General features: G+C 73.2%; 17 protein-coding genes and 1 pseudogene. 6 read left to right on the top strand and 12 right to left on the bottom strand.

Annotation, left to right across the window (positions count from 1 at the left end):
- Positions 1-75 precede the first annotated feature (75 nt).
- Genes purD through GA0070608_RS08875 form a run of 3 tightly spaced genes read left to right on the top strand, consistent with a single transcriptional unit; the run spans position 76 to position 2,745 of the window.
- The gene (gene purD, locus GA0070608_RS08885; RefSeq protein WP_091624846.1) at positions 76-1,323 is read left to right on the top strand and encodes a phosphoribosylamine--glycine ligase; all 1,248 of its coding nucleotides are present in this window, start codon (positions 76-78) and stop codon (positions 1,321-1,323) included.
- 59 nt (positions 1,324-1,382) lie between these two features.
- Positions 1,383-1,901, top strand: a complete 519-nt coding sequence (locus GA0070608_RS08880) for a SigE family RNA polymerase sigma factor (RefSeq protein ID WP_091624841.1) — start codon at positions 1,383-1,385, stop codon at positions 1,899-1,901.
- On the top strand, positions 1,894-2,745 hold the full coding sequence (locus GA0070608_RS08875) for a hypothetical protein (protein ID WP_091624832.1): 852 nt from the start codon (positions 1,894-1,896) through the stop codon (positions 2,743-2,745). Before GA0070608_RS08880 ends, GA0070608_RS08875 begins: the two co-directional genes overlap by 8 nt.
- A gap of 128 nt (positions 2,746-2,873) precedes the next feature.
- Here GA0070608_RS08875 and GA0070608_RS08870 read toward each other — a convergent pair.
- From GA0070608_RS08870 to GA0070608_RS08860, 3 genes and pseudogenes are all read right to left on the bottom strand, one after another.
- Positions 2,874-4,178 (bottom strand): annotated as a pseudogene (locus GA0070608_RS08870) (MFS transporter); the annotation flags it as partial.
- Positions 4,179-4,241: 63 nt separating this feature from the next.
- Positions 4,242-5,456, bottom strand: a complete 1,215-nt coding sequence (locus GA0070608_RS08865; RefSeq protein WP_091624823.1) for an acyl-CoA dehydrogenase family protein — start codon at positions 5,454-5,456, stop codon at positions 4,242-4,244.
- A 1-nt stretch (position 5,457) separates the two neighbouring features.
- Positions 5,458-5,910 carry an SCP2 sterol-binding domain-containing protein gene (locus GA0070608_RS08860; protein ID WP_091624820.1) on the bottom strand — a complete coding sequence of 151 codons (453 nt, stop codon included), beginning with the start codon at positions 5,908-5,910 and terminating at the stop codon, positions 5,458-5,460.
- Between the two features lie 67 nt (positions 5,911-5,977).
- Between GA0070608_RS08860 and GA0070608_RS08855 the strand changes: the two genes are divergently transcribed.
- Positions 5,978-6,613, top strand: a complete 636-nt coding sequence (locus GA0070608_RS08855) for a TetR/AcrR family transcriptional regulator (RefSeq protein WP_091624816.1) — start codon at positions 5,978-5,980, stop codon at positions 6,611-6,613.
- 64 nt (positions 6,614-6,677) lie between these two features.
- On the opposite strand, the gene GA0070608_RS08850 is transcribed toward GA0070608_RS08855, so the two are convergent.
- Positions 6,678-7,589 (bottom strand): NAD(P)-dependent oxidoreductase, encoded by a 912-nt coding sequence (locus GA0070608_RS08850; protein WP_091624812.1) that lies wholly within the window; start codon positions 7,587-7,589, stop codon positions 6,678-6,680.
- A gap of 94 nt (positions 7,590-7,683) precedes the next feature.
- Here GA0070608_RS08850 and GA0070608_RS08845 point away from each other — a divergent pair, with 94 nt between their 5' ends.
- On the top strand, positions 7,684-8,301 hold the full coding sequence (locus GA0070608_RS08845) for a TetR/AcrR family transcriptional regulator (RefSeq protein WP_091624808.1): 618 nt from the start codon (positions 7,684-7,686) through the stop codon (positions 8,299-8,301).
- 289 nt (positions 8,302-8,590) lie between these two features.
- Here the strand turns inward: GA0070608_RS08845 and GA0070608_RS08840 are convergent, their stop codons facing one another.
- The 7 genes from GA0070608_RS08840 to GA0070608_RS08810 form a co-directional block, all read right to left on the bottom strand.
- Positions 8,591-9,205, bottom strand: a complete 615-nt coding sequence (locus GA0070608_RS08840; protein ID WP_091634683.1) for a DedA family protein — start codon at positions 9,203-9,205, stop codon at positions 8,591-8,593.
- 212 nt (positions 9,206-9,417) lie between these two features.
- Positions 9,418-10,770 carry an adenylosuccinate synthetase gene (locus tag GA0070608_RS08835; RefSeq protein ID WP_245715742.1) on the bottom strand — a complete coding sequence of 451 codons (1,353 nt, stop codon included), beginning with the start codon at positions 10,768-10,770 and terminating at the stop codon, positions 9,418-9,420.
- 46 nt (positions 10,771-10,816) lie between these two features.
- Positions 10,817-11,776: a hypothetical protein gene (locus GA0070608_RS08830; RefSeq protein WP_091624804.1), complete on the bottom strand. Its 960-nt coding sequence runs from the start codon at positions 11,774-11,776 to the stop codon at positions 10,817-10,819.
- A 10-nt stretch (positions 11,777-11,786) separates the two neighbouring features.
- Entirely contained in the window at positions 11,787-12,758 is a 972-nt protein-coding gene (locus GA0070608_RS08825) for a serine/threonine protein kinase (protein WP_091624798.1), read from the bottom strand.
- Positions 12,755-13,510: an NUDIX hydrolase gene (locus tag GA0070608_RS08820; protein ID WP_091624792.1), complete on the bottom strand. Its 756-nt coding sequence runs from the start codon at positions 13,508-13,510 to the stop codon at positions 12,755-12,757. The genes GA0070608_RS08825 and GA0070608_RS08820 overlap by 4 nt, the downstream gene beginning before the upstream one ends.
- Before the next feature lie 95 nt (positions 13,511-13,605).
- Entirely contained in the window at positions 13,606-14,574 is a 969-nt protein-coding gene (locus tag GA0070608_RS08815; RefSeq protein WP_091624788.1) for a MaoC/PaaZ C-terminal domain-containing protein, read from the bottom strand.
- Entirely contained in the window at positions 14,574-15,929 is a 1,356-nt protein-coding gene (locus tag GA0070608_RS08810) for a 3-oxoacyl-ACP reductase (protein ID WP_091624784.1), read from the bottom strand. The genes GA0070608_RS08815 and GA0070608_RS08810 overlap by 1 nt, the downstream gene beginning before the upstream one ends.
- Before the next feature lie 55 nt (positions 15,930-15,984).
- On the opposite strand from GA0070608_RS08810, the gene GA0070608_RS08805 reads away from it, so the two are divergent.
- Entirely contained in the window at positions 15,985-17,277 is a 1,293-nt protein-coding gene (locus GA0070608_RS08805) for an acetyl-CoA C-acetyltransferase (protein ID WP_091624781.1), read from the top strand.
- An 82-nt stretch (positions 17,278-17,359) separates the two neighbouring features.
- On the opposite strand, the gene GA0070608_RS08800 is transcribed toward GA0070608_RS08805, so the two are convergent.
- Entirely contained in the window at positions 17,360-19,669 is a 2,310-nt protein-coding gene (locus GA0070608_RS08800) for a right-handed parallel beta-helix repeat-containing protein (protein WP_091624778.1), read from the bottom strand.
- Positions 19,670-19,769: the final 100 nt, after the last annotated feature.

The raw sequence follows: 19,769 nt of genomic DNA, 5'->3' as shown, positions 1-19,769 counted from the left end.
TCCGCACCGAGGCGGAAATGGGACGCAAACTTCTTGATCAACGGGGCGGGGGGAGGGGGTCAGTAGGATGCGGGGGTGCGGGTTCTTCTTCTTGGTGGTGGGGGGCGGGAGCATGCGCTCGCGCTGGGCCTCGCCGGTGATCCGTCCGTTGAGCAGCTGATTGCGGCGCCTGGTAATCCCGGTATTGCTGCGCTTGCCTCGGTGCGGGGGGTGGATCCCTGTGATCCGGCGGCTGTTGCCGCGCTGGCGGTGGAGACCGGGGTCGACTTGGTGGTGATCGGGCCGGAGGCGCCGCTGGTGGCCGGGGTCGCCGACGCCGTACGCGCCAAGGGGATCGCCGTGTTCGGGCCGTCCGGGGAGGCGGCCCGGCTGGAGGGCTCGAAGACGTTCGCCAAGGACGTGATGACCGCCGCCGGCGTGCCGACCGCCCGCGCGTACACCTGCACGGATGCGGACAGCACTGCCCGGGCGCTGGACGAGTTCGGCGCGCCGTACGTGGTGAAGAACGACGGGCTTGCCGCCGGCAAGGGCGTCGTGGTGACCGACGACCGTGCCGCCGCGCTCCGGCACGCCGAGGAGTGCGGTCGGGCCGTCGTCGAGGAATATCTTGCCGGCCCGGAGGTCTCCCTCTTCGTGGTCACCGACGGCGAGGCTGCGGTGCCGCTGCTGCCGGCGCAGGACTTCAAGCGCATCGGCGACGGCGACACCGGCCCGAACACCGGCGGCATGGGGGCGTACGCGCCGCTGCCCTGGGCGCCGGCCGGCCTGGTCGACGAGGTGATGCGCGACGTCGTGCACCCCACTCTGGCGGAGATGGCCCGGCGGGGCACCCCGTTCGCGGGCCTGCTCTACGTCGGGCTGGCGATCACCGCCGACGGCCCCCGGGTGATCGAGTTCAACGCCCGCTTCGGTGACCCGGAGACACAGGTGGTGCTCGCCCTGCTGGAGACCCCGCTGGCCGGGCTGCTGCACGCCGCCGCGACCGGCACGCTGGCCGGGCACCCGCCGCTGCGCTGGCGCGACGGTGCCGCCGTCACGGTCGTGGTCGCCGCCGAGGGATACCCGGCCGCCCCGCGTACCGGCGACGTGATCGCCGGGGCCGAGGGGCCGGGGATCATCCACTCCGGCACCCGCCGGGACGCCGACGGGGCGCTGCTCTCCGCCGGTGGCCGGGTGCTCTGCGCCACCGCCACCGGTGCCGACCTGTCCGCCGCCCGGGACGCCGCGTACGCGCTGGTGGCCGGCGTGGAGCTGGCCGGTTCGCAGCACCGCACCGACATCGCCTCCGCCGCCGTCGAGGGCCGGATCAGCATTCCGGGCTGACCGGGCAACCTCCCCCCGCCCCGCCTCCGTTTGAGCGGTGAGGCGAGGAGGTGGCGGGATTGCCTGCCGACATCGAGGGCTACCGCGAGTACGTCGGGGCGCGGCTGGAGCCGCTGCGCCGCACGGCGTACCTGCTCTGCGGTGACTGGCACACGGCCGACGACCTGGTGTCGACGGCGCTGGTCAAGCTGCTGCGACACTGGCGACGGGTGTCCAGGATGGACAGCCCCGACGCGTACGTCCGGCGTACCCTGCTGCGGGTCTGGCTGGACGAGCGGCGCCGGCCGTGGCGGCGCGAGGCCGCCTGGGCCGAGGTGCCCGATGCCGCTGTCCGTTCCGCCAGCGACGGTGCCGCAGATCGGCTGACCATCCTCGCCCTACTGGCCGAGTTGCCGCCGCGCCGCCGCGCGGTCCTGGTGCTGCGCTACTTCTGCGACCTGTCCGTGGAGGAGACCGCCCGGGAACTCGGCTGCACCACCGGCACCGTCAAGAGCCAGTCGGCGCGCGCGATCGAGGCGCTGCGGAGCCGCCTCGTGGGCGTACCGGCCCGAACCGAGGAGGCACGCACCGATGGATGACCTGACCCAGCAGTTGCGTACGGCGGTGGCGTCCTCGCCGCCGACGCGGATCGACGTGGACCGGCTGATCGCCGATGATCGGCGCCGCCGCCACCGCGGCCGGGTCCTGGCCGGTACCGGTGTCGCTGCGGCGGTCGCCGCGGCCGTGGTGACACCGGCGCTGATCGCCGGTCCGGCCGCTGATCCCGACGGGTTCGCCCTGCCACCGGCCGCTACGGGCTCGCCGTCCGCAGACGCGTCGCTCTGCCCGGTCGTGGAGCCGGATCCCAGCGGGCCGCCGGCACCCCAGCAGTCGTACGACACGGTGCGCGACCGGCCGACCGAGCGCCCCGACGCGGGTGTGGCCCGGCTGACCCTCGTGCTGCGTCCGGCGCTGGCGGCCGTCGTGCCGGCGGGGCTGACGGTCGACGGCACGATCCCGGGCTGTGACCGGGTGCAGTTCACCTACGAGAAGAGCCACTGGCACTACTACGCCCACGCCCGGTTGCGCGGGAACGGTCAGGCCGACAACGTGACGGTGACGCTGATCCCGACGGCCGCCGACGAGCCCGTCGGATGCGCCGCCACCCCCGATCCTGGTCGCTGTACGGGCAGCAGCCAGCTGCCGGACGGCAGCAGCCTCGCCGTCGGCGCCACCAGACCCGGCAAGGAGGGCCACGAGCGGCGCTGGGCACAGGTGCGACGGGCGGACGGCACGACCGTGACGGTGACGACGGACAACCACCACATCACCCGCGGGGAGAACGGTGCGACGCCGACGGTCCGCTTCGGTCCGCCGCCGGTGCTCACCGTGGCGCAGTTGACGGCCATCGCCACCATGTCCGGGCTGACGCTCTATCCCTGACCGGCGTCCACCCGGTGGCGACCGCGGTGTGTCGGGGGCCTCCGACGCTCGCCGGGCGAGCCGGTTCCGGCCACCTGGCCCGACGTGTCGCCGGGCGGGACGTGCCCCTGCACCTGGCCCGCCGGGCCGCCGGCTGGGGCGGGCGCCTCCATCTGGCCCGACGGGTCGCCCGGTGGGGCGGGTGGATGGCGGGGCGGCTCGTCCAGCTCCCGCAGCGCCGGCAGGGGCGCGGCGGTCAGCGCCGCCACCAGCAGCGCCCCGGCCAGCACCAGGAAGGCGGTACGCAGCCCGAGCCACTCCACCAACGGCCCGGCGAGCAGATAGCCCGCCGGGCCGGCGGCGTACGCGAACGAGGTCATCACCCCGACCACGCGCCCGCGCAACTGTTCCGGCGTGCGGGTCTGCATGGCGTAGTTGGACAGCGGGTTGACCGGCCCGTACGCCAGCCCGATCGCGACGGCGAAGCCGATCATGGCCGGGAACGGTGGCAGGGTGGCCAGCCCGACGAGGGCCACCCCGATGACGACGAGGGCGATCACCATCAGGGTGCGGCGACGGATCAGCCGGCCGGCCGCGCCGGAGGCGAGCGCCCCGACGACTCCTCCGGCGCTCATCGCCATCAGGATCGCGCCGAGCCGGGCCGGCTCTCCCTGGCCGACGAACCACGCCGGCAGCAGCACGCCCTCGACCGGCAGGTAGAGCGCGGCCAGCACCATCGTGAGCAGCGCGATGGTCCGCAGCAGCCGGTCCCGCCAGACGAACCGCAGCCCCTCGGCGGTGCCACGCCACAGACCGGCCGGGGGGCGTTCGGGGCGGCCGGCCCCGGGCAGCCGGACAGCGGAGATCATCGCCACGGCCAGCGCGAATCCGGCGGCGGTGACCCAGAGCGTCGAGCCGGGGCCGATCGTGGCGATGAGCATGCCGCCGACGCCGGGCCCGATCAGGAAGGCCAGCCCCCAGACCGCCTCGTGCACCCCGTTGGCCCGTTCGATCCGCCAGCCGGCGGCCTGCGCGGCGGCCGGCAGCAGCGTCTCCCGGGCGGTCAGACCGGCCGGGTCGAACACCGCGCCGAGCACGGCCAGCGCCACGATCCAGCCGAGGTTCAGCCCGAGCAGGGCGTCGACCACCGGGATCGCGGCGACCGAGACGGCGGAGAGCGTGTCGGAGACCAGTGCCGTACGCCGCCGGCCTAGCAGGTCAACGACGGTGCCGGAGACGAGGCCGGAGAGCAGCAGCGGCAGCGCGGCGGCTGCCGCGACGACGCCGGCTGCGGTGGCGCTGCCGGTGCGTTCCAGCACCAGCCAGGGCAGGGCCACGTTGGCGACCCCGTTGCCGGTGTTGGAGAGCAGCGTCGCCGCCTCGACCAGCAGCAGCGGCGCCATCCGTGGTCTCGGCCGGCGGTGACGGGAACGGCGGGGTCCGGAGCCGATCATGGTGCCGCCAGCCTAGGGGCGGTGGTGCCTCCGAACAGTAACGGCCGGGGAACGGGGCAGCGGTCAGCGGATCTGGACGCCGGAGATGGCTCGGGAGATCACCAGCCGTTGGATCTCCGAGGTGCCCTCGAAGATGGTGTAGATCTTGGCGTCCCGGTACCAGCGCTCGACCGGGTGGTCCCGCAGGAAACCGGCCCCGCCGAGCAGTTGCACGGCCTTGTCGGTGACGGAGACGGCCACCTCGCCGGCCTTCAGCTTGGACATCGAGCCCTCGCCGGCCGTGAAGGGCCGGTTGTTGCGGCCCATCCAGGACGCCCGCCAGACCAGCAGCCGGGCGGCGTCGATCTCCATCCTCATGTCGGCCAGCGCGAACGCGACCGCCTGGTTCTCGATGATCGGCCGGCCGAACTGGACCCGCTCCTTCGCGTAGTCCAGGGCGTACTCGTAGGCGGCCCGGGCCACACCCAGCGCCTGCGCGCCGACCGTCGGCCGGGAGAGTTCGAAGGTGCGCATCGCGGCCTGGCCCGACGCGCGCCTGCCGGAGCGGGCCCGGTCGAGGCGTTCGAGCAGGGCGTCCCGGCCGCCGAGCAGGCAGCGCCCCGGCACGCGTACGTCGTCGAGGAAGACGTCGGCGGTGTGCGACGCGCGCAGGCCCAGCTTTCGCAGCTTGCGGGTCGCGTTCAGTCCGGCGATGCCCGGCGGTACGACGAACGCCGCCTGCCCACGGGAGCCGAGCGTCGGGTCGACCGAGGCGGTGACCACGTGCACTCCGGCGATCCCGCCGTTGGTGGCGTACGCCTTCTGCCCGCTGAGCACCCACTCGTCGGTGGCCTCGTCGTAGACCGCGCGGGTGCGCATGGCGCCGACGTCGGAACCGGCCTCAGGCTCGGTGGTGCAGAACGCGGCGACGGCCGGTTCGTCGACGGTGCCGAAGCACTGCGGCACCCATTCGACCATCTGGTCGGGGGTGCCGGTGCCGTAGATGGCGGCCACCGCGAGGGAGGTGCCGAAGATGCCCAGCCCGATGCCGGCGTCACCCCAGAAGAGTTCCTCGCTGGCGATGGGGAGGGAGAGGCCGGTGGGGTCGGCCCAGCAGGTGGCGAGGAACTCGAAGCCGTACAGGCCGACCTTCGCCGCCTCCTGGATGATCGGCCAGGGAGTTTCCTCCCGGGCGTCCCACTCGGCTGCGGCCGGGCGCACGACGTCGGCGGCGAAGCCGTGCACCCAGTCGCGCAGATCCCGCTGTTCCTCGTTCAGGTCGAGCGAGAACTCGGCCATCTCAGGCCTTGGGGATGTCGAACAGGTTGGCGATGTTGGCGGCCAGGCCTAGGTCGCCCTTGGCCTTGAGCTTGCCGGTCATGAACATCATGACCGGGTTCGCGCCACCGGAGATGATCTTCAGGAACTCGACCGGGCCCATGGTGAGGCTGAGCTTCGGGTCGTGCTGCGGGGTCTCGTTGACGGTGCAGGTGCCGTCGGCGATGACCACCTCGTAGGTGTCGGTGCCACCGTCGGGGCGGCCGGTGATGCTCCAGTGGATGACCGCGTTGGTCGAGCCGGCCCGGTCGGCGCGGAAGAGCTGCGGCATCCGGTTGAAGACCTCGGCGAGGATCTTGCCGCGCAGGTCGCCGGACATCACCTCGGCGATCTTGTCGTCCGGGGTGGACTTGACCAGCTGGGCGAACTCCTTGGGGCCGACGTTCGCGAAGTTGGCCGGGTCGAAGTCAGTCATGGGGCTGCACCTTCCGGGAATTGGCTACTCGTGCGTAACCTTACGGGCGAGTAGGTATGCTCGCAAGGTGTCCACCCCACCCACCTTCAGGCGGCTGCCTCGGGCCGTACGCGAGCAGCAGATGCTCGACGCGGCCGTGAAAGTGTTCTCACGCAGGGGATTCCACGCTGCCAGCATGGACGAGATCGCCGAGGACGCCGGCATCTCCAAGCCCATGGTCTACGCGTACCTCGGCACGAAGGAAGAACTCTTCGTCGCCTGCCTGCACCGGGAGGGCACCCGGATGACGCAGGCCATCGCCGGGGCGGCGGCCCCCGAGCTGCCGGCCGACGAGCGGCTCTGGCGTGGGCTGCGCGCCTTCTTCGGCTTCGTCGGGGCGCACCGGGACGGGTGGGCGGTGCTCTACCGGCAGGCCCGGGGCGAGCAGCCCTTCGCCGGCGAACTGGCCGGCATGCGCGCCCGGCTGGTCGAGGTGGTCGCCGGGATGCTCGACCACGCGCTGCGCGCCGAGGGGCGCGAGGTGAGCGAGACCGACCTGGAGGTCGTCGCGTACGCCCTGGTGGGCGCCACCGAGTCGTTGGCCGACTGGCTCGCCGACCACCCGGAGGCCGACCCGGAGAAGACCGCCACCCGGATGATGAACGTGGCCTGGATGGGGGCCGGACAACTGCTGGCCGGCGTGACCTGGCGACCCGAGCGGTAGCCGGGCGGGGCCGGATCGGCCGATGGCGTACGAGACGTGGTCGCCGACCGGGCACGGTCGGTTCTCAGGGGCGGGCGCGGACCGGCGCCGGGGCGTCGCGGCCATCCACGGCGGTATCGGCCGCGAACACCTCGACGAGGCTGGTGAAACTCTGGTCGACGCGGCCGTCCGCCATGCCCCGCTGGAAGGCGTCGAGCACCGCGGCCGGCAGCGTGGTGTCGACGCCGGCAGCCCGCACGGTGTGCAGGACGTGTCTGATGCTCGCCTCGCCCATCGCCAACCGGTCCACGTCCCCCCGGTGGTCGCCCGCGTCGATGCGAGGCGCGTAGAACTCCAGGAACTGGGCCACGTCCGCGGTCTTCAGCGCGACGGGAAGGAACTCCGTGGCGGTGATGCCGTGGGTACGGGCCACGGCGACCGTGTGCAGCCAGCTCACCATGATGGTCCAGAACATGTTCATCTGGAGCTGGTAGCGCAGCGCCGCCAGCCCCGGGTCCTCGCCCTGGTAGTCGGCGCTCGTCAGCACCTCCAACGTCTGCCGGTGGGCCTCGAACGCGTCCGCCGGGCCGCTGTAGTACGTGGCGGAGTCGGGGGTCCCGATACCGGACGGCGGCACCTGCATGCCGCCGGTGAGCTGCCGGGCGCCACGTTCGGCGAGCCAGGTCGCCGCCTCCCGGGCCTGCTCGGGGGTGTCCGAGCTGAGGTTGGCGATCACCCGACCGGACAGCGCGGTCGTGGCCGGGCCGAGGATCGCGTACATCGCGTCGTAGTCGGTGAGGCTGAGGACGACCAGCTCGTTGGCGGCCAGGGCCTCGTCCACGGTCGCCGCCCGGCGGGCGCCCCTGCGTACCAGTTCGTCGGCCTTGGCCGCAGTCCGGTTCCAGACCGTGACCTGGTATCCCCTGTCCAGGAAAGCATTCACCATCGCCCGGCCCATCGGACCGAGGCCGATGACGGTCACTGTGCGGTCGGTCATGCGGATCCTCCTCTAGAGCGAACGCTCTATCTAGTGAGCGAGAGGGACGCTAGCACAACACTGGAATGAACGTTCTATCCGGTAGGGTGACCGCATGAAGACGTCGGCACGGCAGGCCGCGACCGTGAACGGCAGCCTCGGCACCCGGGAGCGGATCGTGCGGGTCGCGTCGCGGCTGATGCAGCGCCAGGGCTACGACGGCACCGGCATCAAGCAGATCTCGGTCGAGGCCGCGGCGACGCTGGGTTCGGTCTACCACTTCTTCCCCGGCGGCAAGCAGGAGTTGGCCGTGGCCGCCATCCGCCACGGCGACCAGGAATTCGCCGACCTGCTCCGGGCGACCCTCGACCAGGTGGCGGACCCGGCCGAGGCGGTGGTCACCTGCGCCCGCGACCTCGCCGAAGGGCTGCGCGACTCCGACTGGACCGACGGCTGCCCGGTCACCTCCACCGCCCTCGGCACGGCGAGCCGGGCGCCCGACATCCAGCGGGCCGCCGCGGACGCCTTCGCGCACTGGCGGCTGCTGGTCGCGGACAAACTCCGCCGCGCCGGGATCGCGGAGGACGACGCGGAGGACCTGGCCCACACGGTGATCTCCACGCTGGAAGGGGCCGAACTCGCGGCTCAGGTATCCCGCAACGACCAGCCGCTGCTGACGGCCGGCCGCCATCTGGCCCAGCTGATCAACCTGCACCGGCCGCCGGGCGCCTGAGCGGCGCGGACGGCGCGGACACCGGAGGCGGCTGGGCGGCACCGGCCTCCACCTTGCCTAGGCTCGGGACGTGACCTCCCGCGCCGTCGCGCTCCGCCGCACCGTCGACCGGTACGCTCCCGTGCTGCTCGCCAGCCGTGACAGTCGGGTGGAACACCATGGGTGCCAGGAAGGGCCGGTGACACCCGTGGTGTTCCACTCGTCGTCTTGGGCGGGCGACGTTAAGTGGCTGGGCGCCGGGGGAGAGAGCGAGGCGCCGGCTGGTGGGCGGGGACGTTGGGGCAGCGGGTCAGTGGCGGGCACCGGAGCGGTGGGCGCGGTGGCGTAGCCAGCGGGCGGACTCCAGCAGCAGTGTGATCGCCACCGACAGACCCACACCGGCGAGGATGCCCTTGATCGGGTCGCGTTCGAAGGCCAGCCCGCCGAAGTAGCCGAGCAAGGCGGAGTAGAGCGCCCAGCTCACCGCCGCGATCACGTCGAAGAGCAGGAACGAGCGGAGTGGGTAGCGGACCGCGCCCATGGTGAGGGTGACCGCCGTCCGGCCGCCGGGGATGTACCGAGCGGTGGTGAGGATGAGCCCGCCACGCCGGTGCAGCGCCCGGCGGGCCCATTCTGAACCGGACCGCCGCCGGCTGTCCTCGGGGAACCGGGCGAGCCGGTTCGCGCCGCCGCCGCGCCCAATGGCGTACGAGATGTGGTCGCCGACGCAGGCGCCCAGCGCGGCGGTGACGATCACCGCCACCAGGTTGGGGTTGCCACTGGTGGAGAGCACGGCGGCGGTGATCACGGCTGCCTCGCCGGGCACCGCCGGGAAGAACGCGTCGACCGCTGTGAGCCCGAAGATCAGCAGGTACACCCAAGGCGAGGTGACCAGCTGCCGGAGCAGATCGAGCGCGGCGTCCACGCCCCCCATGCTCGCCCCCCGCAACCCGCCCGGCGGCCAAGCCACCAGATCCCCACCCCCACCCCCACCCCCACCCCCACCCCCACCCCCACCCCCTCCACGAAGACACCCCCCTCGCCCCGCGCGCCTCCCAATCCGTCGATCTTGCACTTTGTGCCCCGGCAAACTTCACAAGAGCCGCAAGGTGAGGGCGGAAAGTGCAAGATCGGCGCCTAGATGAGGGCTGTCTCGGTGAGGTTGGGCTTGCGGGGGTTGCGGGTTAGGGGAGGGCGGGGAGGAGAGAGGGAGGGCGGGGAGAAAGAGGGGGAGGGCGGGGAGGAGGAAGGGAGTAGGAGGGGGGTGTGGGGGGTTTTGTCGGCAGCGGTGGGGCCGTGTGAGGTGAGCACCACCGGGGCGGCCAGTTCCCGGGCCACCGTCGACGGCCAGTCGACGGGCGGGGCGTCGTCGTAGAGCGGGCGGGAGCGCAGCAGGCGGGCGGTGAGCGCGGCCTGCCGGTCCAGGTCGCCGGGCGGACCGGGGGTGAGCCGGTCGGTGGTGTCGTAGCGGCGGCAGATCCGCAGCCCTGGGCCGGCGAGGTCGAGGTGGGTCAGCGCCAGGCCGTCGACCCCGCCGGCCGCGGCGAGGGCGTACCGGTGGGCGACGGCGTCGAAGTGGCCGAACCGGAACCGGCCCTGCCACGGGTTCGTCGGGTTGTGCGGGTCGGCCAGTGGCAGGGCCGGGTCCTCGGTCACCAGCGGGCCGGGCCCGTGCCGGGTGGTGGTCACGCGCAGCACCCCGAGCCGGGTCGCCGCGCCCGCCTGGCCCGCCTCGGCGAGCAGGCTGTCGGCGTTGGCGAACGTGGTGGTGCTCCACGTGGTGTACGGGTGGAAGCCGTGCCACTCGTCGAGCAGCACTCCCTGCGCGCCCTCGAAGACGCAGGTGCCGGCGCGCAGCGCCCCGGCCAGCCAGCTCCGGTCGACGATCGCGACCCGCTCGGCGAACCCGGTGAACGCGGGCAGGCAGTCGGAGACCGGTGGGGCGTCCAGCGGGCCGAGCTCGGCGGTCAGCCGGTCCCGCAGGGCGGTCAGCCGGCGGCGCAGCAGTGCCGGGCTGTGGCAGTCGGCGACCCGGGGTGCCTCGTCGGGGTGGGCGAGGCCGTACGCGACGGTCTCGCCCACCCCGAGCCCGCAGGAGCCGTGCCGGTCGGCTCCCCGAGCGATCTCCCGGGCCCGGTTGGCGGCCCGGTGGTACGGGGTGGCGAGCAGCGCCTCCCCGTCGACGGTCAACCGGTCGAGCGCGTCGGGCACCCCGACCGAGGCGAGGTGGTCGGCCTCGGCGGCCAGCGCCAACGGGTCCACCACCACGTGCCGCGACAGGTGCGTACGCACACCGGGGCGGAACGTGCCGGCGCCGAACTGCGCGAACGTGTGGTGCCGCCCGTCGCGCAGCACGACGTTGTGCGCCGCCTGCGCGCCCCCGTTGAAGCGGACCACCGTGTGCACGGGGCGGGTGGCGCAGAGCCAGTCCACCACCGTGCCCTTCCCGGCGTCGCCATAGCCGAGGTCGACCACCGCAATGTGCCTCACCGTCGATTCACCTCGCCATAGCCGAGGTCGACCACTGCCAGGTCCCTCACAGCCGGGTCACCCCACCACCGGTGTCGCCCAGGGCCGGCAGCGTCGACACCTCGGCCCGCCGTCCCCGGCCGAGGCGGGCCAGCGCCTTCGACACGGTGCCGGTGGCGCCGGAGCCGGTGCGGTCCAGGTCGCGCAGGCCCTCGTCCAGGTCGATGGCCTGCTCGCCGAGGCCGATGGTGAGCGCGATGGTCTCGCAGACCGCGTCGAGGTCGTCGAGCACGACGGTGTTCTGCCCGAGCAGGTCCCGCCAGAAGTCGAGCACCTTGGCGTTGCCGGCGTAGTGGCTGCCGGCGGGGAGCAGGTAGTAGGTGTCCCAGCGGCGGGTCACCTCGTCGACGACCTGCCGCAGCGGCACGTCCTCGCTGAGGTCGTCGCCGATCAGGCCGGCCACCTCCCGGGCCTTCACCTGCGGGTACGCCAGCTCGTCGCCGATGATGAACAGGTAGCCGCGCCGGCCGCGCTTCTCCCAGCAGTCGGTGACGGTGTGCCGGGCCATGAAGTACATGGCCAGCTCGTACGACTCGGTCATCTGCCCGCCGCCACCGCCCTCCAGCACGATCCGGCCGAGGTCGTCGTCCATCCGGTTGTCCGACTCGAACTGGCCGACCTGCAACGGAACCCGGTCGCAGGTGGCGTCGCCGATGGCGCCGAACATGATCTGCGGGTCGCTGGCGTAGCCCTGCCGTTGCAGCAGCCCGAGCAGCTGCGGCAGCTTGGTCTGCAGGACGCGCGGCACGTTGCGCATCGAGCCGGTGACGTCGAACAGCACCGCGACGGCCGTCGACTGCGGGTGCTCGTCGGAGTCGCGGCTCTCGCGCGTCGCGTCGCGGGGGTCGAGGGCGGGGTGCACGGTCCGCGCCCCGCTGTCGCTGTAGGAGAACGCGCTCTTGCCGGTGCTCCGGCGGTAGCGGTCGGCGGCGTCGTACACGTCGGTAGACCAGATTCCACTGCCCATGACAGGCTCCTTAGGGGGTGAGGGTGAAGGGTCGGAAGGTGCGCGGGCCGTAGAGCCGGTCCAGCACCTGGTCGAGTTCGCGGAGCAGGCGCCAGGCGTCGTCGGGCCGCTTCTGAAGGGACTGCTGCTGGCAGCCCCGGGCGAAGTCGAGCAGCTCGCGCGGTGCGCGGCGGCCCATCAGCCAGGTCATGCAGCGGCTGGCCGTCGCGATGTCGGTGCCCGGCCCGCAGGGCCGCTTCTTGAGAACCTCGGGCGGGTACCAGTCGTCGTGGCCGGGCACCAGTGCCGGGACGGCGCCGCCACCGGTCACGGAGAAGCACCAGTCGACCAGCACCACGCCGTGCCCGTCCGGCTCGATCAGCACGTGTGGCGGCAGGACCGCGCCGTGCACCACGCCTGCCCGGTGGGCCAGGCCGAGCGCCACCAGCAGCCGACGCCACATCCAGGCCACGTCGCGGGCGTCCAGCCCGTCGGGGTACGCGCGCCGGACCTCGTCGAGGTCGTGCAGGCCGGGCGCGGTGGCGAGCACGTTGATCCGCCGTTCGGCGCCGGTCGTGGCGTCCCGGTGCCGGAACTGGTCAACCAACCGGGGCACGTACGGCAGGTAGCGCGGGTCGCCGCGTTCGGCGATGGTGCGCAGGGCGTGTGCCTCGCGGGCCATCAGGTCGTTGTCGGTGGGCCGCCGGGGCAGCTTGAGCAGCCGGTCGTCGCCGACGTCGTAGAGATCGGCCAGGTCACCCGAGTGCGCCGACCGCCCGAGGCGGTAGTCGCCGAGGACGGTGACCTGTCGGGCCCGCCACCGGGTGGTGACCTGGACGAACGCGTCGGTGGCCTCGGCGCGTACCGCCGGGTCGGCCGGCAGGCGGTCGGGGTGCAGGGCCGCGACCAGCTCGCGGTAGCGCCGGGCCGGCTGGTCCGTGCCGAACAGGTCGGCGTCGGTGCGGGCCGCCGCGACCAGGCGGATGGCCTCTGCGGTCCTCACGGCGTCGGCTCCTCCGGGGCGGGGCGCAGCAGCGCCGGGTGCAGTAGCCGGGCGTCGCCGGCCCGGTAGAGCCGGGCGCGGGGGCCGCCCCGGGCGCCGCCGCGTTCGGTGCTGGCGCCCGTGCCCTCCACGAAGCCCGGCACGGAGATCACCTTGCGGTGGAAGTTGCCGGCGTGCAGCGGCTGGCCCCAGACCGTCTCGTAGACGGCGCGCAGCTCGCTGATCGTGAACTCGGGGGCGAGGAAGCGGGTGGCGAGCGGGGTGTATTCCAGCTTGGACCGGGCCCGCTCCAGCGCGTCGTCGATGATCCGGCCGTGGTCGAAGGCGAGTTGCCGGCTGGCCAGCGCGGTCACCGGCAGCCAGATCGCCTCGTCGGCATCGGTGCCGGCGGCCGGGTCCGGCAGGTCGGGGGCGAACGCGAGGTGGGCGATCGAGACGACGCGCATCCGCGGGTCGCGGCCGGGGTCGCCGTAGCTGGCCAACTGCTCCAGGTGTACGCGGCGCAGCCGCTCGCCGCCGAGCCCGGTCTCCTCGGCCAGCTCCCGTCGGGCGCCGGTGGTCAGGTCCTCGTCGGGGCGGACGAAGCCGCCGGGCAGCGCCCAGTGCCCCTCGAAGGGCGGCTGGCCGCGCCGGATCAGCAGCAGGTGCAGCGCGCCGTCCCGGATGGTCAGCGCCACCACGTCCACGGTCACGGCGACGGACGGGTAGGCCCGGGGGTCGTACGTGGACAGGAAGTCCTGCTCGTCAACCATGTCTCTCTCATTCTGAGAACATCTCGCTCTGAGAAGAACCTAGCGCACGAGAACGCCCCTGCCAAGCCCAGAGTCTCGGGTTCGGCAGGGGCGCCTCAGCGCACGAGACCCGCCAGGTGCGGTCGGCCGCGCAGGTCGTGCAGGGCGAACCCACCGTCCGGCAGGAGAGCGAAGCTCACCGTGCTGGGCAGCGGCACCGGCAGCTTGAAGGCCACCTCGACGGTGTAGGCGTCCGGCAGCCGGTTCTCCAGCGCGGCCAGGCAGCGGGCCTTGCTCCACATGCCGTGCGCGATCGGCCGGCGGAAGCCGAACAGCCGGGCCCCGAGACGGGAGGTGTGGATCGGGTTGTGGTCGCCGGAGACCCGCGCGTACTCCGTACCGACCCGGGGTTCGACCCGCCAGCGAGCCGAACCGGCCGGCGTCGGGGGCCGCTCGCCCCGGTCGCGCCCCGCACCGCCACCGGGCGCGTTGTCCCTGCCGAGGTACGTCGAGACGCCCCGCCAGACCTCCTCCCCGCCGACCCGGCCGACCAGCACCACGTCGACCTGCCGCCCCCGGTCGTGCGGGCGCAGGTTCTCCGCGTACGTGGTGAATTCGAGGGTCTCGTCGGCGCTGATCGGGCGGTGCACGGTGATCCGGTTGCCGACGTGCACCACACCGGTCAGCGGGATGGGAAACTCCGGCCCGGTCATCAGCCGCAGGGTCAGTGGGAAGCCCATGACGTGCGGGAACGTGGCGGGCAGCCGGTCGGTGAGCCGGAACCCGCAGACCCGGTCGTAGTCGGCCAGGCGCGTCCGGTCGACGGCGATCCCGCCGACGGCCAGCTCGACGGGCGGGACGCCGGCCGACCGCCGCCGGCCGCCGACGCCGGGCAGCGCGCCGAGCAGCGCCCGCCGGTAGAGCGCCCCGGCCGCCGGCATCCGGGGCAGCTCGACGCGCTCCCGGCCTCCCGCCCCGGTGCGCCCGGCCAGGTCGTGTGTCGCCTCGCCCGACGGGGCGAGGGCGGAGCGGTCGCGCGTCGCCTCGCCCGACGGCGGGTGTCCGGAGATGTCGTCCGTCGCCATCACGCCCCCAGCAGGCTCTGGCCGCAGACCCGGACGACGTTGCCACTGACCGCGCCGGAGGCCGGCCACGCCAGCCAGCCGATGGTCTCGGCGACGTCCACCGGCAACCCGCCCTGGGACATGCTGTTCATCCGCCGGCCCGCCTCGCGGATCGCCAGCGGGATGCGCGCGGTCAGCCGGGTCTCGATGAACCCGGGCGCCACGGCGTTGACGCTGATCTGCCGAGCGCGCAGCGCCGGGGCGAGCGACTCGACCAGCCCGACCACGCCCGCCTTGCTGGTGGCGTAGTTGGTCTGTCCCCGGTTGCCGGCGATGCCGGCGATCGACGAGACCGAGACGATCCGGCCGCCGGCCGGGATCAGTTCCCGCTCCAGCAGCACGTCGTTGATCCGCTCCTGGCTGGAGAGGTTGACGTCGATGACCGAGTCCCAGCGGTCGGCGTCCATCCGGCCGAGGGTCTTGTCGCGGGTGATGCCGGCGTTGTGCACGACCACGTCGACCCGCCCGTGCCGGTCGGCCAGGTGCCCGGCGAGCCGGTCCGGGGCGTCCGGGGCGGTCAGGTCCAGCTGGACGGCCGTGCCGCCGATCTCGTTGGCGACCGCCGCCAGCTCGTCGCCGGCCGCCGGGACGTCCAGCGCGACGACCCGGGCGCCGTCGCGGGCCAGCACCCGGGCCAGCGCCGCGCCGATGCCCCGGGCCGCCCCGGTGACCAGGACGACCTGCCCGTCCAGCGGCCGGTCCCAGTCGGCCGGCGGCCCGGCCGTGCCGGCGCCGACGCGGACCACCTGCCCCGAGACGTACGCGGACCGGCCCGAGAGCAGGAACCGCAGGGTCGCCTCCAGGCTGGTCCAGGTGCCGGCGTCGGGGCCCTTCGTGGCGTACACGAGCTGGGCGGTGACGCCCCGGCCGAACTCCTTGCCGATGCTGCGGGTCAACCCCTCCAGAGCTCGCTGGGCCGTCGCCTCCCTGGGGGACCCGCACTCCTCGGGCGGGGTGCCGAGCACGACGACCCGGCCGCTGGGCAGCACCGACCGGGCGCGCGGGTGGAAGAAGTCGTACAGCCGACGCAGGTCGGTGGAGTCGGTGATGCCGGTGGCGTCGTACACCAGGGCGGCGAAGCGCTCGGTGGACTCCACGGCGTCGGGATCGCGCAGCTCGACCCCGGCGGCGGTCAGGATCTTGCGGGTCGGCTCGGCGAGCCGGCCGCCGGTCGCGGCGCCGAGCAGGACGGGGCCGGACGCCAGGGGGTCGCCGGGGGTGTGCCGGCGCAGTCGCGGCGGGTCGGGCAGCCCGAGGCGCTTGACCAGCGCGCGGCCGGCCCCCGATCGGACGAAGCTCGCGTACCTGTCGGTCATAGGCGTAGCCTACTGGCGAGTAGGTTCAGGGCAAGTCTTTCGAGGAGGCGGGATCGTGCAGAGCATCCGGCGGGTCGCGGTCATCGGCGGCAACCGCATCCCCTTCGCGCGGTCCAACTCGCGGTACGCGAGCGCGTCGAACGCCGACATGCTGGGCGCGGCGCTGGACGGGCTCGTCGCCCGGTTCGGCCTGGCCGGCCAGCGGGTCGGCGAGGTGGTGGCCGGCGCGGTGCTCAAGCACGCGAAGGACTTCAACCTGACCCGCGAGGTGGTGCTCGGCTCGAAGCTCGACCCGCACACCCCCGCGTACGACATCCAGCAGGCCTGCGGCACCGGGCTGGAGGCGGCCATCCTGGTCGCCAACAAGATCGCCCTCGGGCAGCTCGACGTCGGCATCGCCGGCGGCGTGGACACCACCTCCGACGCCCCGCTGGCGGTCAACGAGGAGATGCGCCGCACGCTGCTCAGGCTGAACAGCGCCCGTACCCTCGGCGAGCGACTGAAGATCGCCGCGAAGCTGCGCCCCACCCAGCCGTTCCGGCCGGAGATCCCGCGTAACGCGGAACCGCGTACCGGGCTGTCGATGGGGGAGCACGCCGCCCGCACCGCGCTGCGCTGGCAGGTCGACCGGCAGGCCCAGGACGAGCTGGCGCTGCGCTCGCACCAGCGGCTCGCCGCCGCGTACGACCGGGGGTTCTTCGACGACCTGCTGACGCCGTACCTCGGGCTGAACCGGGACCAGAACCTGCGCCCCGACAGCAGCCTGGAGAAGCTCGGCTCGCTGAAGCCGGTCTTCGGCGCGAAGGGGCCCGACGCCGAACAAGCGACCATGACCGCCGGCAACTCGTCGCCGCTGACCGACGGCGCCTCGACGGTGCTGCTGGCCAGCGAGGAGTGGGCCCGCGAGCACAGTCTGCCCGTACTGGCCTGGTTCTCCTGGTCGGAGACCGCCGCCGTCGACTTCGTGCACGGCGACGAGGGGCTGCTGATGGCCCCCACGTACGCGGTGCCCCGGCTGCTGGCCAGGGCCGGGCTGACCCTCCAGGACTTCGACTTCTACGAGATCCACGAGGCGTTCGCCTCGCAGGTGCTGGCCACCCTGGCCGCCTGGGAGTCGCCGGAGTTCTGCAAGGAGAGGCTGGGCCTGGACGCCCCGCTGGGCGCGATCGACCGGGAGAAGCTGAACGTCAACGGCTCGTCGCTGGCCGCCGGGCACCCGTTCGCGGCCACCGGCGGCCGGATCGTGGCGACCCTGGCGAAGCTGCTCGCCGAGAAGGGCGGCGGCCGGGGGCTGATCTCGATCTGCGCGGCCGGCGGCCAGGGCGTGACCGCGATCCTGGAGCGCTGACGCCCGGTACGGCGCGGTCGCCCCGGCACGCCGACGCCCGCCGGGCACTCGCCTGGCGGGCGTCGGGAGGATCGGTACCGGCTCAGCGGAGAGTGAACTTCTCCGCCGGGCCGATCCCGGTGCGGTTGGCGGCCAGTGGGCTCGCCCCGGCGTTCGCGGCGGTGACGTACCGGCCGTTGGCGACCGCCTTGAGGCTCACCGTGCCCTCGCGGTTGCGCACGACGGTGAACCGCTCCCAACTGCCGACCGTGCTCCGGCCGGCGATCAGCGGCAGCCCGTCGGCGGCCGTGACGAAGCGGTTGTTGGCGCGGGCGAACAGGGCCACCTGCCCGTTGCCGAGGTCCACCACGTCGAATCGCTCGGAGGTGCCGGTTGCCGTCCGGTTGGCGATCAACGGCTTCGTGCCCGCGCTCTCGGCCGTGACCAACCGGCCGTTGACGAGGGCCCTCAGCGATCGGGCCGCATCAGTGACCTTGACCTGGTGGAACTTCGCGGACGTGCCGACAGTGGTCTGGTTGGCGATCAGGTACGGCGAGGTCTCGGACAAGGGGCTGACGTACCGGCCGCTGGACACCGACCGGAGGCTGATGCTGCCGTCGGCGTTACGCACGAGGGTGAACCGTTCCGTGGTGTCCACCCGGGTACGCGTCATGGTGAGCAGCTCGACGGCGGCGGTGTCGGCCGAGACGTACCTGCCGGTGGCCCGGGAGACGAGGGCCACCTGCCCGGAGCCCGCGTCCGCGAGGTCGAACTGCGCCGCCGCCGTCAGCCCGGCCTGGTCCAACCCGAGCACCGTCGAGTTCTGGGACGGCGGGCTGACGTAGCGCAGGTTGTGCAGCGCGAGCAGACCCACGGTCCCCGTGCCCGGCAGCACACTGACCAGATCCGTCCTGTCGTTCGACCGGCCGTCGGGGCCGGTGACCCGGGTGGAGACCGCGTACTCGCCCGGGTTCGCATAGCGGTGCGAGGCGACGGGCGAGGCCTGGGTGACGACCGTCCCGTCGCCGAAACTGAACTGGTAGGAGTTGATCGGGGTAAAGCCAGGCACGGACGCGGTGGCGTCCACGGTCACCGAGGCCGCGGCGAGGTCCAGGGTGACGCTGGTGCGAGCCAGCGGGGTCCGGACGGTCTCGACCGCGCCCCGGTCGGCGTAGGCGACCGGCCCGGCGCCGGTGTTCGGGGCGGTCGGGTCGTCGACCCGAGGCGCGTTGACGCGGTCCTCCGGCCGGTAGCCGGGCGCCGCCGAGTTCGCCGAGTCGTATCTGTCCCTCGGGTTGGGCGTGTCCCGGTCGTGGGCGGCCTGGCCGGACGCGGTACGGAAGGCCGCCAGCCCCATCCGCGTGCCGTTCCACGAGTAGGCCACCCCGGACGGCGAGGTGAAGTGGTACGTGTTGTTGTAGTCGACCACGGTGCCGGTGACCGCGTCGCCGTGCACCCCGATCTCCCCTTCGTCCGGTGGCGAGCCGACGCAATGGGGCTGACCGAGACGGCCGTTCGAGGTCAGCATGTTGTTCTGCACCGACACCCCGGTCGATGCCCCGTCGACCCGGATGCCGCCGAGGCAGTTGTACCCGACGGTGTTGTTGGTGATGGCCGTACCGGTGGCGCCGTGGTTGTGGATGCCGTAGCCGGTCCCGTTACGGACCTCGTTGTTGACCACCTCCACGTCGGCCGCGCCCGGGCCCACCGCGACGCCGGCCCGGCTGAAGCCGAGGACGACGTTGCCGAGGATGGTGTTGCGAGGGCCGTCGACCTGGATGCCCACACCGTTGGTGTTGGTGGCTCCGGTCCCCACGGTCGTTCTCGAGACGAGCACGTCGCTGGATGCGGCATCCATGGTCAGCCCGGTGACGAGCGCCATTCCGCTGACGACGACGTTCTTCAGGTTCGACCGGGTGACCGCGGTGAGCCGTACGGCGGGTGTGGTCGAGACCTGTGCCATCGCGAAGCTGCCGCCCTGGACCGTGATGCCCGAGGCGTCGCGGAAATCGAGGGCGGGCAGGTCGGTCGCCCCGCTGACCCGGAGATTCCGCAGCAGGATGTCGTGCTGGCCGTCGACGACGTAGCCGGACGTCGGGCCGTGGAGGGTGGCGGTGCCGGTGGCGGAGAAGACGATCGGTCGTTCCGGCGTACCGGAGTTGGCGATCGTGACGCGCTCCCGGTAGTTGCCGCCACCGATGTCGACCGTCTGCCCCGCCGTGGCCACCGCGGCGGCCCTGCCGATCGTGCAGAAGGGCTGTTCCAGGGAGCCGGACCCGCCGTCCGAGCAGGCGGTCGAGGTGCCCCGGACGTACAGGGTGCCGGGCTCCTCGGCGTGAGCCGGTGTCACGGCGCCGAACAGGGTGCCGGCCAACGCGAGAGCGGTGAGGCCGGCAAGGGGAGTTTTGCGCATGGGTGTCCTCAGAGGGAGGAAGAATGCTCCGGCGCGTACCGGAGATGAGACGGAGTCGATGATCTCCCACCTGACGGTCTCCGGCTGCCCTCTGGGACAT

The sequence above is a fragment of the Micromonospora peucetia genome, from assembly GCF_900091625.1.
Classification (GTDB): domain Bacteria; phylum Actinomycetota; class Actinomycetes; order Mycobacteriales; family Micromonosporaceae; genus Micromonospora; species Micromonospora peucetia.
Note: the sequence above shows the minus strand (reverse complement) of the source record. Positions and strands in the feature narration are given on the sequence as shown.